Origin of the sequence: Clostridium sp. 10cd* (genome assembly GCF_044336395.1) — a bacterium.
Classification (GTDB): domain Bacteria; phylum Bacillota_I; class Bacilli_A; order Erysipelotrichales; family Erysipelotrichaceae; genus Clostridium_AQ; species Clostridium_AQ innocuum.
Genome location: NZ_CP172347.1, coordinates 577,959 through 593,153, shown reverse-complemented (window position 1 = coordinate 593,153; position 15,195 = coordinate 577,959). Strand labels below are relative to the sequence as shown.

Below are 15,195 nucleotides of genomic sequence, written 5' to 3'. Positions count from 1 at the left end.
CCTCCTAGTCCTCTACGATATAGACCGCTGCCTCATTCGCCGTATGATTGGCGGCAACGATCAGATCGCGGTCCTCTTCATTAACCAGACACAGATTTGCCGGACCCACGCCACGATCGATTTCTTTCGTCACAAAGGCGCCGTCCTTATACTGCACATAAAACAGCTCCGCATCCCTTCGACGCACACCTGCCAGAAAGGTCGGTACGCCACGCAGGGTGCCTCCCACCAGCGTATGGGCAAAGTCAATCTCATTCTCATACGTATATACCCGCTGATAGCTTCCCTCCAGCTTCTTATAAATATGGATCTCTGTTCCATGGAACGGCTCAATCGTCATAATCTCCTGCTCCCCGTCTCCATCAATATCCAGCACAGCAATCTCACCAATGGTACCGCTCAGCACGTATTCCACCTGCCACTGTCCGCCTCTGTGCGCAGGCGGTGCGACCTTAACGATTCCCTGATCACTTCCGAAATATCCGCAGGTATGCTGTGCATCCCGATAATAGCCGTGATTGCGATACAGCCCGTCCATCAGGACCTCAATCTGTATACCCTCGTTCAAATCCTCAGGAAGCTCACCGACATAGATGCGTCCGGGAACACTCCAGTCCTCTTTGTTCTGCTTTGCAGTCGCTATGGTGGCACCGATAAAATAATTCACTCCGTTTTTATGATAGATATCAAAGCGGTGAATATACGGCAGCTGTAATACATCCTTTATAACAAAGCCGCCCTCTGTATATTTCCCCCACACGATTTTGGAGAGAGATGGGGATACCTTGAGGTAAAATTCCTGCACTGCCAGAAACTCCCCCTCCCGATTGGGAATCGGAATGATGGACATGCAGCCCCCGGCCTTTTTCCAGATCGTCTCCTTATGCTCAAAGCTCTTTCCCGAAAACATTTCACACATCACATCCGGATCCTCACTGGCATAGATAATGTGATTCTCATGATTCATATGGATGCTGGCAGCACAGTAACAGCGCCGGATTTCATCCAGTTTTCTCTTTGTGATTTTCATTGTCAAAGCCCTCATTTCTGTATGTTCATATAGAACGTTTTATCGTTAATTTTATAGATTTTTCGTTAAATTCACGAATTTTGCGTATAAGAAAAGCTGCACTGGGCAGCTTATTCTTTTTTACTTATTTATAGCGGCTGCCAGCCCTTCTTCAATCTCTTTTGCGGACATTACATTTTTCAGTCCGACAATTTTTGTGCCACGTTTTTCCGCATCCGCAAACATGCTTACAAAGTTTTTGGAGCACAGAACGATATCATACTGGCCTGCGGCAGATTTTCCTTCGGATACCGCACAGTGACGGATTTCCTGGATACCCAGCCCCATCTTCTTCGTTACCTTTTCAACGTTTAATTTGATCATCATACTTGTGCCTGCACCATTTCCACAGCAGACCAGCAGTTTCAGTTTTCCAGCCATTGTTATCTCTCCTTTATTGATTATGTCACTTCTATTTTACGCCTTTTGCGCTTCTTTTTCTTTCATTTTTTCCAGATATTCATCATAATCCTCTGTAATCAGGAAGTACGTATCCGGATGCTTGCGATATTGAAGCTGTGGAATTGCAAGCAGAATCAATACAACGATCGCGACACCGAAGTATCCGAGGAATTTCATGATGACGGTGAATAACGGCCATACGGTTGCCCAGTCAAACATTCCAAGATAACCGCCATATGCCGCAAGACCGACACCTCCGGCAATCAGAGCTGAGCCAAATACCTGAATCAGACCGGAGATAAACGGGAACAGCATAGCTGCCTTGATACCGCCTCGGTTATCCGCATAGATTGCGATTACCGCATTGTCAAAGAAGACCGGTACAAACCCTGCGATAACCAGTGTCGGACTCTTCATCAGCAGCAGAATCATGATGGCAAGGAACTGACCAAGCGCTCCCATCAAGAAGCCGACCGTAACTGCATTGGCGCTTCCAAAGCCGAATACCGCTGCACAGTCGATGCCCGGAACTGCACCAGGCAGGAAGGTGTTGGAAATACCCTGGAAGGAATTTGTCAGCTCGGTAACAAAGGTACGTACACCAAGCTGCAGGATTGCCAGATAGACAGCGAAGTTCAATGCCGTGGTCATAATGTAGAAGAAGAAATTATCAGCGGCCTTCATGAACTCCATGCTGACCAGATAATCCTTGCCAAGCACGAGCAGGATCGCTCCGAAGAACAGGAACATCAGAATGGAGGTTGCCACCATATTTTCATTAAAGATGGACAGGAAGCCCGGGAATTTCAGATCATCCAGACGCTTGGTGGATTTCCCCTTCAGCTTATCTGCCAGCTTCGCAAAGATTGCAATACCGAACATCTGCTGGTGAGCGATGGCAAAGCCTCCGCCCTCGGTAAGCTCCTGCGTGATTTCAACGGTAAGATTGGAGCCGACTGCCCAGTACAGGCCCAGAATCAGACCCATGAGGATCAGAATCGGTGTATCTCCCAGTGTTGGAAAGCAGAACAGAATCAGCCAGAAAGCGGTGGAAGCCTGCTGCATCTGTACATGTCCTGTCGTGAATACAGCACGCATTTTTGTCCATTTCTTTAAACGAACAAGCAGTAAATTCATGATAAACGCAATCAACAGCAGCAGCATGACCTGTGAAAAGGTTCTGCCAAAGCGTTCCCCAAGCCCTGCTGTAACTGCATTTTGTCCGAAATACGGGTCAATGACCATCGCATCTAGATTGAAGCGGTCCTTCAATCCGACCAGAATCGGACGGAAGTTATTGACCAGTCCGCCGGATCCGACTGCCAGAATCATATACCCGACGGTTGCCTTGATAAAGCCTGCGAATGCTTCATATAACGGTTTCTTAAGCAGCAGATATCCGACCAGAACCATGAGCCCGATGAAATACGCCGGCTGTGTCAGAATATTTGTTGCGAAGAAACTCCAGATACTCATTAAAAAATCCATAAAGTTTTCCCTCTCTTTATATTGGTTTATGCTTCGTATGTTTGTGCTGCCTGCTGCAGTTCCTCAACTGTATGCGCTTCCAGTAATGCATTGACGAGCTCCTCGTTCATCAAGGCATCCATGAGCTCCTGAATATTATGCAGGTGCTGCTCATGATCGACAGCGGCAAGGGAGAAAAACAGTCTTGCTTTTTTGTCAGGGTCCTGTTTATCAAAATCCACAGGCTCTTCCACCTTCATAAAGGAGATGGCAGTGCCATGGCACCCCTTTGCCCCTTCTGTGGAATGCGGCATGGCGATATCCGGTACGATAACGATATAGGGACCGTATTTATTTACACAGCCAATAACTGCCTGCACATAGATATCTTCTACAACTCCCGCTTCCAGCAGCGTACGATAACCGGCACGGATTGCCTCCTGCCAGTCATCAAAGTGCTGTTCAAAGGAATAGTAGCCTTTCCCAATGATTTCCTTCAGCATGCGCTTTACCTCCTATAATATGGAACGGAACGGAACATTCGGTTCATCCGTAAAGCAGTCCTCAAAGCCTCTGCGGTAATGGAACTGGCGCTTGTTCTGATCTGTCGGCCACACATATTTTCCACCGACATCCCAGATAAACGGATGGAATTTATAATCCAGAACATCCTTTTTGTATTCATACAGCATATTGATTTCCTGCGGGTCTGCCTTGAAGTTTGTCCATACATCGTAATGGAATGGAATAACGACCTTGCAGTTCAGTGCTTCCGCCATACGCAGGATATCCACGCTTGTCATTTTATCCTGATTTCCTGCCGGATTTTCCCCATAGGAGCCTAATGCAACATCAATATCGTAGTCCTTGCCGTGCTTTGCATAATAGGTGGAGTAATGAGAATCTCCACTGTGATAAACACTTCCGGCTGGTGTCTTTATAATATAGTTGACGGCTTTTTCATCCATATCGGTTGGACACTTACCGCGTATGTCCTCATCATTGGTAACAAGACAGGTACGATCAAAGCTGTCCACAACAATGATCAGTGTATCCTTGATTTTCACCACATCCCCCGGCTTTACAACCTGACAGCGCTCTTTCGGTACGCCGTAGCTCAGCCATTTTTCCACACTCTTTTGCGGACCGATAAACGGTACGGCAGCATCACAGTTCTTCAAGACAGCTGCTGCATAGAACGGATCGATATGATCGTTATGATAATGAGTGGATAATACAGCATCCACCTGTGTCACAGCGAAGGGATCATATACGATTGGCGCAGCACGCAGATTCGGCTGTGTCATTCTCCCTCCGGTCATATTGCGCATCTGATGGAATTTCGCCATCTCTTTGTTTTTCTTTGTACGCTTTCCATTACCAAACCATAAATCAATGGAAATGTTGGTATTGTTCTCTGTCTTGATCCATAAGCCGGTACAGCCGATCCACCACATGGCGAAGGTACCTTTTTCTACGACCTCCTGATCAATTTCCTCATTCAGCCAGGTTCCCCATTCCGGAAAAGCTCCCAGAATCCAGGATTCTCTGGTAATTTCATCTACTTGACTCATTGCATATTCCTCCAGTTTCTTAATTGAGCGCGCCGCTTGTTTTTGTACACCCATATGATAAACATTTCATGAACAATTGGCAATAGTTTTAAATGAACAGTTCATAAAATATATGAACAATTTGAGAAATGTGTGCGATTACAATTCATATAACCATGAATAAATGAATTATTTTATGAATTATATGATTGACAGCCATTCATAAAGAACATATAATGTATTTGTAAAAGAGGTGCAGACATATGAAAAAAGGATTATCAAGACTCACGTTCAGTGAAACAACACGCCGTATCATCACCATTGCCATCTATGCATTCTTCACAATATATACCTTATATAAGCTGCTTCAGGAACCAAGCCCGGAAGGCAAGATATGCTATGGTCTGCTTCTGATCATCTTTATGGGGGTAGCACTCTGGGCGGAATATCTGCGGATTCTATATCAGAAAATGATTACGGCACTGAATATGGATTGTGACGCAGGTCTTGCGAAACACTATTATAACATATTAAAAAAGCGGGATTTCATGAAAAGCTACCGGACAACGCAGCTGATCTTTGATACTCTGTATTATCAGGATATTGGAAAACCACAGACCTGCATCGAGCTATTGGAAAGCAATGAGAAAACCTTTCGCTCCTCCCTTGATTATCTGCTGATTCGCAATTATACCTATTTTTATTCCTATTATAAGCTGGGGAACCGAACAAAGGTAAAGCACTGGTATCCGGAGGTCATGAAGCTGAAGGATACCAAAATCAAGGGCAGCAAGGTCTCTCCTCTGTATAACTGGGAGTTTATCGAGGCAGTGTATCTTTCCTGTATGAAGGATTATAAGAAAAGTCTGGCAAAGTTCAAGCAGATTGATACCAGATATATGAACAATCGGGAAATGGCGCAGTATTATACGGAATTTGGAAAAGTTTACAAAGAATTGAATGATAAGGAAAATGCAGTTATAATGTTTACAAAGGCTATGGAAACAGGGAAACAGCTGTCCAGCAGCAGGGAGGCAGGTGCCTGCTTCCATCGTTTGTGAAATGAAACAGGGGATACAATATGAAAATGAATAAGGCAGTCGTGGATGCACGACGCAATAAAATCATGCAGAAGATTCAGAGTCAGGGAAGGGCTGCGGTCGAGGATCTGGCAGAGGAGCTGCAGGTATCACCGCTGACCATACGGCGTGATCTGCAGTTCTGGGAGGAAATGGGGGCAGTGGAGCGCTATTACGGCGGTGCCAAGCTGATTCAGCATTTTGTGGAAAACGATGACCCACAGCTCTCTAACGAACAGTACAAGCATGCCATCGCAAAATATGCCGCACAGTATGTACAGGACGGTGATACGATATTTATCAATACAAGCTCAACTGCACTGCTTGTGCTGAAGTATATCAAGAACAAGCGTGTCACCGTTATCACCAACAACGGCAAAGCGATATTCATGGACCATGACCCCATGGTCAGCATCTGTCTGAGCGGTGGTGAGCTGCGCATTCCGAAAGAAAGCATGGTCGGTGATTTTGCATTGAATAATCTGAACAAGGTATCAGCAACAAAAGCCTTTCTCGGCTGCAGCGGATTCAGTGTTGCCAGTGGTATGACCACAGCGATCCTGCAGGAGGTTGCTATCAATGAGGTCATGATCACCCGGTGTATCGGTGAAACCTTTATTCTGGCTGACCATACAAAAATCGGAACCAACCACAGTTTCATCAGCGGAATGATTCAGTCATTCGATTATCTGATCACTGATCATCTTGCGCCTGAGGAAGAACTTCTGGCAATTCAGGAGGCAGGCGTTAAAACGGTCACACTGGATCCGTTAACCCATATTGCGGACAGTTTCACAAAGCGATAACAAACAGTTATTTCTTTGCTTACTTACACTTATACACTCACATAAGTCCCGTAAATGGGGCTTATTGTTGTTTGTATGAGTATGTATGCGTGATGTGGAGGTTCTATGCAGCACTTAGGTAACAAACCTGTTCGTAGGATGTTACTTCAAAGTATCCTCTGAAGTAAAACAGCAGCAATACCGGAAGTAAATGTTTAATAATATAAGAAGTAAATTGACATATTCGGAAGTGAGTATTATGGAATTGTATATTTTCTGTTCTGACGACCGCAAAGCACGTTCCGTAATGTCAAACCAAAGCATTGACTGTGTTAGTGCATTAGCTTCATTTTATCTGGCAAAAAACTATTTGCATATGAGTAAGGAATATGCACAAGTATTTTTTGATTCGTGGATGGCTTTGCATAGAAATCAAAAATGTTTTCAAATATATAGCGAAAGTGGATATCAGTTAGAACGTGTTCCTGGTCAAGATATTTTCGATATGTTGTATGAGAACAAGCTTGATTTACAAAAAGATGGTTTTTTCAAAAGAAAATAGCGTAACGTAATACCATTTTGGTCATTTAGCCAAGATGGTGTTTTATATTTGTTATACAAGGAAAAAAATACGATACATCGATTTGATCTATATTGCATCATATCGCTGGATGTAGGAAGCTAAAGAGAATTTACCAAATGGATATGTTCTGTAACAGTATTCAAAAAAAACCTTATTAGGTAGAGAACACTCTAACATTCGCACACACAAGTACCCTGCACTTCCTTTGCTGGTCTGTTTTCTCTTTTTCTCCATTGACTTATATTTACTTTTTTTCCATATATGATATGATGTTGCCATGAACTATAGTGTAATTATTGTTGCGGCCGGAAAAGGTACGCGGACCGGCCTGACCTATAACAAGGTATTTTACAAAATCGGAAATGCTCCAATCATCACACAGACTCTGAAACCGTTTCTGGAAGACGCAGATTGTGCGAAAATCATCATGTCGATCTCTCCACATGAACAGGAGGAATTTGAAAAAATTATTCAAAGTGAGAAGATCGTTTATGTACCTGGTGGGGCAACCAGACAGGAAAGCGGATATCTCGGTCTGCAGGAAGTAGATACCGAATTCGTCATGATTCACGATGGTGTCCGACCGTTTCTGACAACGAAGCATCTGGAAGCTTTAAAGGCTGCATTGAAAACAGAGGATGCCGCATTACTGATGGTACCGCTGATCGATACCATTAAGGAAGTGAAGGGCGGCTATGTCGTTCATACACCGGAGCGTTCCAATTATATGAGTGCGCAGACACCGCAGGCATTTCACACGGAGCTGATCAAAAAATGTCATGAAGAAGCAAAAAAGCATCCGGAGATTGTCGCAAGTGATGATGCTATGCTTGCAGAATTGTTCTCAGATACAAAAATAAAGGTTGTAGAAGGAAGCTATGACAATATAAAAGTTACCACACAGCGTGATTTGAAACAGATCCATCTGCTTCATGAGGAACAAAATACATAAAAAAACATGAGAAGTCTTATTCTATAAACCATAGAATGGCTTCTTTTTTCAAACAGCTAGTATTCTGCCTGCTTACTGATCGCAGCACTGTGAAATGATCACATACCGGTTTAAATACAAGAAAACAATGCCACATGAAAAAAAGATGGTACGAAAGAAACAGGAGGCACCGTATATGAGAAAACATATGATACATCCATCACTGTATGCCTATGAATTTATGGAACTAACCCCCTATAAAACCTATGTATATGCTCTTCAAAGAGATGATAAGGTCTATATCATTGATACCTTCTGCGGTTCCACCTTTATGGATATTATAAAAGCGGATTATCCGGGAAAAGATTTTGTTGTGATCAACACCCATTATCATTTTGATCATATATGGGGAAATTACAGCTTTTCTCATTGTCCAATCTATGCTCATCAGCTCTGTAAAACCATGATACAGCGCCATGGTATAAGAGAACTGCAGGAACAGAAGAAATATTTTCAAGGAACACAAACGCTGACTTTACCAAATCACTGCTTTGATGGAAAACAGTTACAGATGGCAGACGGTCTTCAGCTGCTTTATACACCCGGACACACCCTGGATGGAATCAGTGTCTATGATCAAACGCTGAATGCTTTGTTTGTTGGAGATACACTGGAAAAGCCGTTGATTCAAATAAAAGGATCCTCTCTTTCAGAGTATAGGCAGACACTGGAATATTTCTTAACCTTACCTGTTACACACTTCTATGCAGGACATACCTTACAGCTGACAAAAGCCGATGTGCGGGATACGCTGGCATATATTCATGCGCTTTCAGGCAATGAAGCCATGCAGTTTGATTCAGAAGAAACACAGGGGATTCACTCGATGAATCTGAATGCTCGAAAACAGTAAAATCAACATCCTGCCCATCATGGTTTCCTACTTAACAGAAAGAAGCAGCCTTTCATTCGTATCCTTTATATGCTGTTCAGTGAAAGTCTCACATTCCTATAATATCATACAGTTAACAGCATAGTTGAATCCGTATATCCGAAGTATTCTTTACTATGAGGAGTTTTCTCAAATGCTGTCAGACTATTTGATATCCTTGTCCGAACCCATATGGAAAAAGAGCCTGAACATATACCAGTTGTTCACGCTCTCTTTGAAATTCAATATGATCTTTTACAGGATTTGAAGCCGTCCGCCTTTGTAGAGGTGATTCTCTGTGAATACAGGTCCTTTCAGCTCTATATTCCCCGGACGCAGTGCCTGTGTACTTCCGGAAAAGGATAAACAGCAATGTCCAAGCTCTTTTAATGTATGCAGTGCTTCAAAGCCAATTGCCGTAATCGTATAGGATACATCACAAATCTGCACGGTATCTCCGACACAGGGTTCTTCCTGCAGCATGGCAACGGTATGCAATACAGAGATATCCGCCAGCTCCTGTGGTGCCGTTTCATTGAAAATGATCAGAAAATTGCAATCCTCATTTAAAAATTCAAGCGCACATTCTCCCCATCCGCTAATTCTGGTATCATATTTCATCATCACTCGCTCCTTTTCCTAATACATCCCGATACTGAAGAAATAAGCTATAAAAACAGCAAGAGGTCCGCTGATCATACGGCTGTATAATACGGCGGGTACACCTGCCTCAACCGTTTCCGCTTTCGCCTGACATAACGATAATCCAACCGGTATGAAGTCACAGCCAGCCTGTGCATTGATAGCAAATAATGCAGGTAATGCATATTGCGCCGGTATATTTCCAAGGGCAATCTGCGTTCCCAGCAGCGCTCCCACAACCTGAGCAATGACAGCACCGGGTCCCAGGATGGGAGATACCACCGGCAGGGAGCAGATCAGAGAAATCAGAAGCATTCCCGGAAGGGTTGCACAAAGGGGTGCAATGGAATTTGCGATAAAATTGCCAAGACCACTCACCTGAATCATACCCAGCAGGGTTGCTGTAAATGCCATAAAAGGAAGGATATTGCGCAGCACCATTTCAATGGTTTCTTTCCCTGCCGCATAGCACGTACTGACAACACGGCTCATTCCCATGCCAACACGAAGAAGCGCATTTTTATGAGAAGCCGGCTGTGCAGAAATCTTCGACTCCGGTTCCTGCATCGGATCGGTAGTGGGGGCTGTATCTTTGTTGAGGATTTCTATGTTCGCCTCACCTACATCAGAAACATAATTGTCTTCCTTCATAAAACGTGCCAGCGGACCGCTTTGTCCCGTAGGAAGCACATTGATGGTAGGGATTCCCTTTTTGGGATATATACCACAGCGTGCCGTTCCACCACAATCAATCACAGCCGCCAGAATCTCCTCATCCGGACAGCTTGCGGCAAATCCGTCAATTACATCACACTGACATGCCTCTGCCAGCCTTTGCGCAATCGGATGGATGCCTCCTCCACTTACACATAAAATGACATGCTTCCTTTTATCTGCCTGTAAAAGAAGCGGTCCACCCCATCCTGCGCTTCCTTTTGTAACACGCACTGCCTGCTGCTGTTTCAAGGCATCCTTTTTTTCCTCCGCAACCGCTTCCTCCGTTGGCTTCTGCCCTTCCTTTTTCTGATTCAAATAAACGGATATCTGCTCCGTTATGATACCACGCAGTACCATGATGACAAGTCCTGCCATAAAATAGCGGGTTGCCAATGCGGACAGCGACAATTTCTGTTGCGTTATTCCCGAAGCGATTCCCATATAAACAAACAGCTCTGCAGCATTTGCATGAGGAAATAATCCCGTAACCGGATGCAGAAAGCTTACACAGGCATCATAGTATGCTGTCTTATACTTCTCATCCAGAAATTTTCCAAATGTGAAGCAGAGCGGATTTCCAAGAAATAAGATTGCCATCAGCGGTAAAAGCGTATAACGTGCAATGCGCCAGCGGGTCAAAAATTTGGTAATCCTTTCTACACGGCTTTCTCCAATCAGCTTCACAACCGCACTCACCGCCGTCATTAAACAGACAACCATCGGAAGAATCGTTGTCATCCAGCCCAAAAGAATTTCTCCCCCGGTTTCAAACATGGACAAAAACCCCTGTGTCAAATCGGTAAACGCATCCATTCCCATACCCCTTTCAACACAATTGCAATCATATTTCTTCGCCCAGCAGGGACATCATGCTTCGTATACAACTGATATCCGTAAGCAGAATGTTCACCTTTTTGGCGCGTATAACGCCTAACACTGCCTCCCCCTTATCTGCACCAACCGCTATCCCGACGCGGTTTTTCACGTTCAACAGCTTTTCATCCGACATCCCCATCACACGTTCATTAAAGGAGCGAAACGCATCGCTGTTTCCGTTTGCATCCACATACTTTAAAAGAATATCTCCAACAGCACCCTGCTGTTTGAATTCCTCATAATCCTCTTTTGTCAGATATCCGCATTTCACAAGTGTCGGTTCCTTTGCCGTTGTAGTCCCGATTCCCATGATTACAGTCTTCAGTTTTTTGAATACCGATACCACTTCTCTAACCGGTTTCTCCTTCAAAAATCCCTGCATAACCTTAGGATCATCAAACATTGCCGGGGCAAAAAACTGCATTGCCTTACCATGAAACTTCATGGCGAAGCCCTTCGCGATATCATTGGAATGGTACCCCTCCTCTATCTGATAAGGGGAACCGACTCCTCCTACAACCGGGACAAAGGTACAATCCACCTCATCTACGCTTTTCTTTACATTTACGATACTGCTCAGCGTTTTTCCCATGGATACACCAATGGTATCCCCTTTATTGATAATACGGGACAAATACATCAGTGCCTCTTCATATACATGCTGCAGATGATCCGCCTTGCTTTCCAGCTCCAGCTCATCTACGATAAGCACTTCCTTCAGTCCCAGCAGCTGCTCCACTTTACGCTCCAGCTCTCCGTATAAAACACTATCCGGATTTTCCAGTTCGATTTTCACAACACCTGTTTCCTTCCCGGCACGCAACAGGCGGGAAACAGTCGCACGGGAAATTCCTACTGCATCACAAATCTCCCTTTGCCCCATGCCATCTACATAATACAGATAGCAGCACTTATAAATCAGACGGGCATCATCAACGATTTTCTTCACATAGGCTCCTCTTTTCTGTAAACGTTTTCTTTCGTAATAAAAGAGTATCACAATCATGTATTGACGTCAATGTTCTTATCTGAACAAGTGCGATAATAAGGGCTGTCCCTAGCAGACTTCCAAGAAAAAACAGATGTCCATGACCGGTAGGATAGGACCTGATCTTACTTGCTTCCACAACTGTCTGAGAGCCTTTTCCTTCTTGAAAATAACTACCGGTTTCTATCCCCTTGGTATGCAGGAAGCCTACCAGTAAACAAAAAAAGATTGTAGAAACAGCAGAACTACCGCTTAGCTACAATCTTATATTGATACTCACAAACATTCCGTACATGAGGATGTGTTGTTATAAATCGCCTGCAAAATAAGAGCTTTGTATGTCAGGCAGAAATCAGCAGTGAGATACTACAATTATCCGAAAATTTTATCCTGTTCCTGACGCAGCTTATAGATCAGTGTTGTTGTGTCAAGCTCGATATCGTCATATGTGATCAGTTCACCCTTCTTTACATCACGCTTCATGACTGCCTTATGATTGACCAGACCATAGGGCACATAGCCTTTTTCCTTTGCCTCTTCATGCTTGCAGATGGAACCATAGGTGGTATACCCGCCGATACCATCAATTGTCTGTCCCGCCTTCAGATCAATTTTCGCAACAGTAATACATTCGGAAACCAGACCGTTTTTCGGAACGATGGTAGGCTCCCCGTCAATAACAACCTTGGCAGCTGTTAACGGAGTTTCCAGATTGCACAGGTGGTATGGACGATACAGTGTCCATAATGGTCCAGGTCCCATGGAATGATATTGCATCTGGTATGCGATTTCTTCATTATCCGTCGCAACTGTTACAAAAACACCAGGTGCAATTCCGTTCACATATTCCACAACACCATGCTGCTTCAGAATACCGCCATCCTCTTTCAGTTTATAGGTTTCATTCAGGCTCTTTACATCACTGGCAATACCATGCCCGCCAATTACATCCGGAACCAGACCGGTCGCATTTGACATCGCTGTCATTTCCACCATTGTTTTTGTACCATCCTTAAAGGCGCACAGCATCTTTGGTGACATCTTTCTTCTTGTAGCCTCTTCCAGAACCGTATCCGGATTACAGTTTTTATCAATACGGTTATTCTTTCCTTTTCCCATAACCTTAACTTCCAGACCCATTGCCGTCGCAAAATCATACAGCTCCATTACAGCACCAGGTTCATCTCCTGCACTTCCGGTATAAATAACGCCGTTGTCCTTTGCCATTTTATCAAGCAGAGGTCCGATGACTACATCCGTTTCCACGTTCAGCATGACGACATGCTTTTTATTGTTAATTGCATCAGTTGCGACCTTTGCCCCTACATCAGGAACTCCTGTCGCATCAATTGCGACCTCTACCGGGCGGCACTGGGAAATCAGATTGGAATTTGTAGTTGCGACATATTTCCCTTCATCCATTGCCTTATCAGCTTCCGCAACCTCATTGGTACGAACGATATCCGCATCCTTTACCCCTGCATATTTGAATGCGTGAACAGCAAGCTCCAAGTCGATATCAGATACGACAGCCGGTGTGATTCCCTTCATCAGCACCATCTGTGTAACCATACCGCGGCCCATCTGACCGGCACCAACGATACCGCATTTGATAATTTTCCCTTCCTTTTCTCTTTGTTCCAGTTTTTTGTTCATGTTTAACATAACAGTTTTCCTCCTTTTTTCTCATCTATCTATTAGATCCTGTTATTTTCTTACTTCTATCCTTAAAAATTGATTGCGTAATTCCTGTTCTTCTGCTTTATTCAATCCATCGAATCCTTTACAATTTCATCATTCAATCTCTATTGTTCCACCGACAAGCAGCTGTTCTGCCTTGATCGGCTCTCCAATCAGTTCAATAATACCCGGGCGTTCCACTGTATCCAGACCCTTGAAGGACAGCGTACAGTGGCCAAGCTCCTTTAAGGTATTTAAAGCCTCCCAGCCAACATCGGCGATTGTATATTCCACACCGCAGATCCGAACGGTATCCCCTTTTTTTGGATCCTCCTTAACTTCACTTTTCGTATGCAAAACTGAGATATCTGCCAGCTCCGGCGGTGCATCCTCATTAAAGATGATAATGAAATTACAGCATTCATCCAGAAAATCCAGTGCACATTCCCCTAGTCCGGTAATCGTTGCCTTATATTTCATAACGCCTCCTTTTAATACATGCCAATGCTGAATACGAATGCGATAATAACAGCCAGAGGTCCGGTGATAACACGGGAATATAAGACTGCCGGCACACCGAATTCAATCGTTTCCGGTTCCGCTTCACCAAGGGACAAGCCTACCGGTACAAAATCGCCGCCAACCTGTGCATTGATAGCAAATAATGCCGGCAATGCATACTGCGCAGGTATATTTCCCAAACCGATTTCCGCACCAAGCAGGGTTCCGACCACCTGAGCGATAACCGCTCCCGGTCCTAAAATCGGTGACAGGAATGGCAGACCGCAGATCAGGGAGATCACAATCATTCCCGGCATGGTGGAGCATAATGGAGAAATCGTATTTGCGATGATATTCCCCAGGCCGCTTACCTGAATGATACCAAGTATCGTGGATGTAAATGCCATAAACGGCAATACGTTTTTGATAACCATTTCGATGGATTCACGTCCGGCGGCAAAGAATTTGTTTACCACCTGTCCCACACCGATACCGATGCGGGTAATGATCCCCGGCTTTTTCCCCTGATTTGCTTCAGCCAGCTCTTTTCTCGCCTGTGCCTTCGTTTTCGGTGCTCCCGGTTCTTTCGTTTCTTCCACTGCTTTTTCAACCTTTACTTCTTCATCCGTAAATGCAATAGTATCTTCCTTTACGTCCGAGACATAAATATCCTCTGTAATATACTGTGCCAAAGGTCCCACTGCCCCAACCGGTACAAGGTTGACAGTGTTGATCCGTTTTTTCGGATATACGCCACAGCGTGCTGTTCCCCCGCAATCCACTACAGCAACCAGTACCTGTTCATCCGGAACGGTTGTCTTAAAGCCGTCGACTGTTTCGGCTCCTGTCATTTCCGCAATCTTAGCTGCCACAGGATGAATACCGCCACCGGTCACACATAAGACCTTATTACAGGTTTCATTTGGTTCCAGCACCAGTGGTCCGCCCCAGCCGCTGCTTCCTTTTGTGATTTTTACCTTTCTGTACATAG

General features: G+C 44.4%; 16 protein-coding genes. 5 read left to right on the top strand and 11 right to left on the bottom strand.

Annotation, left to right across the window (positions count from 1 at the left end):
• Nucleotides 1-4 precede the first annotated feature (4 nt).
• The 5 genes from ACG3M1_RS03055 to ulaG form a co-directional block, all read right to left on the bottom strand.
• Nucleotides 5-1,030, bottom strand: a complete 1,026-nt coding sequence (locus tag ACG3M1_RS03055; RefSeq protein ID WP_008818428.1) for a hypothetical protein — start codon at nt 1,028-1,030, stop codon at nt 5-7.
• A 120-nt stretch (nt 1,031-1,150) separates the two neighbouring features.
• Nucleotides 1,151-1,450, bottom strand: a complete 300-nt coding sequence (locus tag ACG3M1_RS03050) for a PTS sugar transporter subunit IIB (RefSeq protein WP_002607207.1) — start codon at nt 1,448-1,450, stop codon at nt 1,151-1,153.
• A 36-nt stretch (nt 1,451-1,486) separates the two neighbouring features.
• Complete coding sequence (locus ACG3M1_RS03045; RefSeq protein WP_002607206.1) at nt 1,487-2,959, bottom strand: PTS ascorbate transporter subunit IIC; 1,473 nt, start codon at nt 2,957-2,959, stop codon at nt 1,487-1,489.
• Between the two features lie 26 nt (nt 2,960-2,985).
• Complete coding sequence (locus ACG3M1_RS03040; RefSeq protein WP_395814925.1) at nt 2,986-3,441, bottom strand: PTS sugar transporter subunit IIA; 456 nt, start codon at nt 3,439-3,441, stop codon at nt 2,986-2,988.
• 12 nt (nt 3,442-3,453) lie between these two features.
• The gene (gene ulaG / locus ACG3M1_RS03035; protein WP_022300013.1) at nt 3,454-4,512 is read right to left on the bottom strand and encodes an L-ascorbate 6-phosphate lactonase; all 1,059 of its coding nucleotides are present in this window, start codon (nt 4,510-4,512) and stop codon (nt 3,454-3,456) included.
• Nucleotides 4,513-4,754: 242 nt separating this feature from the next.
• Here ulaG and ACG3M1_RS03030 point away from each other — a divergent pair, with 242 nt between their 5' ends.
• The 5 genes from ACG3M1_RS03030 (at nt 4,755) to ACG3M1_RS03010 (ending at nt 8,782) form a co-directional block, all read left to right on the top strand.
• Entirely contained in the window at nt 4,755-5,552 is a 798-nt protein-coding gene (locus ACG3M1_RS03030) for a hypothetical protein (protein ID WP_008818425.1), read from the top strand.
• A gap of 20 nt (nt 5,553-5,572) precedes the next feature.
• Nucleotides 5,573-6,376, top strand: coding sequence for a DeoR/GlpR family DNA-binding transcription regulator (locus tag ACG3M1_RS03025; RefSeq protein WP_021419625.1), 804 nt, complete (start codon nt 5,573-5,575; stop codon nt 6,374-6,376).
• A gap of 238 nt (nt 6,377-6,614) precedes the next feature.
• Complete coding sequence (locus ACG3M1_RS03020; protein WP_009270679.1) at nt 6,615-6,917, top strand: hypothetical protein; 303 nt, start codon at nt 6,615-6,617, stop codon at nt 6,915-6,917.
• A gap of 298 nt (nt 6,918-7,215) precedes the next feature.
• Nucleotides 7,216-7,890: a 2-C-methyl-D-erythritol 4-phosphate cytidylyltransferase gene (gene ispD, locus ACG3M1_RS03015; protein WP_100933834.1), complete on the top strand. Its 675-nt coding sequence runs from the start codon at nt 7,216-7,218 to the stop codon at nt 7,888-7,890.
• Nucleotides 7,891-8,065: 175 nt separating this feature from the next.
• Entirely contained in the window at nt 8,066-8,782 is a 717-nt protein-coding gene (locus ACG3M1_RS03010) for an MBL fold metallo-hydrolase (RefSeq protein ID WP_395814922.1), read from the top strand.
• Between the two features lie 273 nt (nt 8,783-9,055).
• On the opposite strand, the gene ACG3M1_RS03005 is transcribed toward ACG3M1_RS03010, so the two are convergent.
• The 6 genes from ACG3M1_RS03005 to srlE (ACG3M1_RS02980) all read right to left on the bottom strand — a co-directional run bounded on the left by ACG3M1_RS03005 (nt 9,056) and on the right by srlE (ACG3M1_RS02980) (nt 15,193).
• Complete coding sequence (locus ACG3M1_RS03005; protein WP_008818420.1) at nt 9,056-9,421, bottom strand: PTS glucitol/sorbitol transporter subunit IIA; 366 nt, start codon at nt 9,419-9,421, stop codon at nt 9,056-9,058.
• 18 nt (nt 9,422-9,439) lie between these two features.
• Complete coding sequence (gene srlE / locus ACG3M1_RS03000) at nt 9,440-10,972, bottom strand: PTS glucitol/sorbitol transporter subunit IIB (protein WP_008818419.1); 1,533 nt, start codon at nt 10,970-10,972, stop codon at nt 9,440-9,442.
• A 28-nt stretch (nt 10,973-11,000) separates the two neighbouring features.
• The gene (locus tag ACG3M1_RS02995; RefSeq protein WP_002607195.1) at nt 11,001-11,984 is read right to left on the bottom strand and encodes a sugar-binding transcriptional regulator; all 984 of its coding nucleotides are present in this window, start codon (nt 11,982-11,984) and stop codon (nt 11,001-11,003) included.
• 411 nt (nt 11,985-12,395) lie between these two features.
• Nucleotides 12,396-13,688: an NAD(P)H-dependent oxidoreductase gene (locus ACG3M1_RS02990; RefSeq protein WP_008818418.1), complete on the bottom strand. Its 1,293-nt coding sequence runs from the start codon at nt 13,686-13,688 to the stop codon at nt 12,396-12,398.
• Between the two features lie 129 nt (nt 13,689-13,817).
• Nucleotides 13,818-14,183, bottom strand: coding sequence for a PTS glucitol/sorbitol transporter subunit IIA (locus ACG3M1_RS02985; RefSeq protein ID WP_008818417.1), 366 nt, complete (start codon nt 14,181-14,183; stop codon nt 13,818-13,820).
• Between the two features lie 11 nt (nt 14,184-14,194).
• Nucleotides 14,195-15,193 (bottom strand): PTS glucitol/sorbitol transporter subunit IIB, encoded by a 999-nt coding sequence (srlE, locus tag ACG3M1_RS02980; protein WP_008818416.1) that lies wholly within the window; start codon nt 15,191-15,193, stop codon nt 14,195-14,197.
• Between the last annotated feature and the right edge of the window lie 2 nt (nt 15,194-15,195).